Below are 1,631 nucleotides of genomic sequence, written 5' to 3'. Positions count from 1 at the left end.
GCGTGGCCGGGGCGGCGGCGGGCGGGGTGCTGCTGCTGTTGGGCGCGGCGGTGATGCCGGGGCGGCGCGGGGCCGGGCGCCGGTCCGCACGCGAGGGGCACGACCGGCCGTACGAGGCGCCCGGCTCGGAGCACCCGGACACCTGGCCGCCGACGCAGGAGCCGGGGCCCTCCGTGCAGACGAGCACCCTGCCGGAGCCCGAGCCGGAGCTGTACACGGGGCCGGATCCGGCGGAACGGCACCGTCCGGGCCCGGATCCGGACGGCCGGGACACGGCCGCGTACCCCGTCGTGCCGGACCCGGACCCGGGCCGCGGCCCGGACTCCGCCCCGGATGCGGACGGGCGCCCGCGCGGCTGAGGACCTGCTCGCCCGGGGTTGCGTCCTCGAACGCCGGACGGGCCGGACCTCGCCGGACGGGGCCGGCTCCCGCCGCGCCGCGTCAGCGCTACGTCCTGGCGCGGCTGCCCGTGCCGGTTCCCTTCAGCGCGTCCAGCGCGTACACGCAGCGGTCCTTGCTGCACGCGTACACGACACCGCCCTGCGCCACCGGCGAACCCGTGATCTCGCCGCCGGTCGCCAGCTTCCAGCGGAGCTGGCCGCCCGCCGCGTCCAGGGTGTAGAGGACGTGGTCGGCGGAGCCGAAGTGGACCCGGCCGTCGGCGACCACCGGGGCGCCCACCACCTCGCCGCCCGCCGCGAACCGCCACTTCGGGGTGCCGGTGACCGCGTCGAGCGTGTACAGCGCGCTGCCGCTGCCGACATGGACGTTCCCGGCCGTCACCAGCACCGGCTCGATCGACTGGCGGGCCTCCGTGGCGATGCGCCAGCGGTCCTTGCCGGTCGAGGCGTCGAGCGCGTACACGGTGCCGAGGTAGTCGGCGAGGTACACCCCGCCGCCGGTGACGGCGGGGCCGGGCGCGAACGCGGGCGGCGAGAGGAAGACCGCGGGCGACTCGAAGTGCCAGCGCACATGGCCGGACGCGTTGTCCACGGCGAGGACCCGGGCCCCCGCGCTGACGTAGACGAAGCCGTCCGGCGCCGAGGTCACCCGGACCGGCACCCCGCCGCAGGAGGCGGCGTCGCCGATGGGGTACGACCAGCGCTCGGTGCCGGTACGGGCGTCGACGGCGCGCAGCCGGGCGTCCTGCCAGAGGTAGACCGTGCCGTCGTGGATCGCGGGCCCGGCCTCCGCCGTCTCGAAGTCGGTCTGTACGCCGCCGCTCTCCCAGAGCTTCTCGCCCGTGGACGCCTCCCACGCCTGGACGCCGCCGCCCCTGGTGCCGGTGACGACGGTGCCGCGGTCGGCCTTGAGGGAGTACACCCAGGCGTCCGTCTGCAGCCGCCACCGCTCGGCGCCGGTGGTCGCGTCCAGGGCGTACAGGGACGGCCCGTCGGAGGCGTGGATCCGGCCGCCCTCGACGGCCATCACCCAGGCCACGTCGCGGGTCTTGAACTGGCGCCGCCCGTTGCCGACGTCCAGGGCGTGCACCTCGAAGGACGTGACGTAGAGGAGGTCGCCGGCGACGACCGGCGTGCCCCAGACGTCGTTGGACATGCGGAACCGCCAGGGCCGCCAGCGGTCCGGGCCGGGCGGCGGCTCGGGCGGCTGCGCGGGGCCGGGTACGGGGG

1 protein-coding gene and 1 pseudogene are annotated in these 1,631 nt (G+C 77.1%); one reads left to right on the top strand and one right to left on the bottom strand.

Annotation, left to right across the window (positions count from 1 at the left end; all coding sequences use genetic code 11):
• Positions 1-359 (top strand): annotated as a pseudogene (locus tag AADR41_RS42040) (hypothetical protein); the annotation flags it as partial.
• A gap of 88 nt (positions 360-447) precedes the next feature.
• On the opposite strand, the gene AADR41_RS42035 reads toward AADR41_RS42040, so the two are convergent.
• Positions 448-1,631 (bottom strand): outer membrane protein assembly factor BamB family protein (locus AADR41_RS42035; RefSeq protein WP_342287738.1); only part of this gene is annotated, 1,184 nt, incomplete at its 5' end.

This window comes from Streptomyces sp. CLV115 (assembly GCF_038448545.1).
Classification (GTDB): Bacteria; Actinomycetota; Actinomycetes; order Streptomycetales; family Streptomycetaceae; genus Streptomyces; species Streptomyces sanglieri.
Note: the sequence above shows the minus strand (reverse complement) of the source record. Positions and strands in the feature narration are given on the sequence as shown.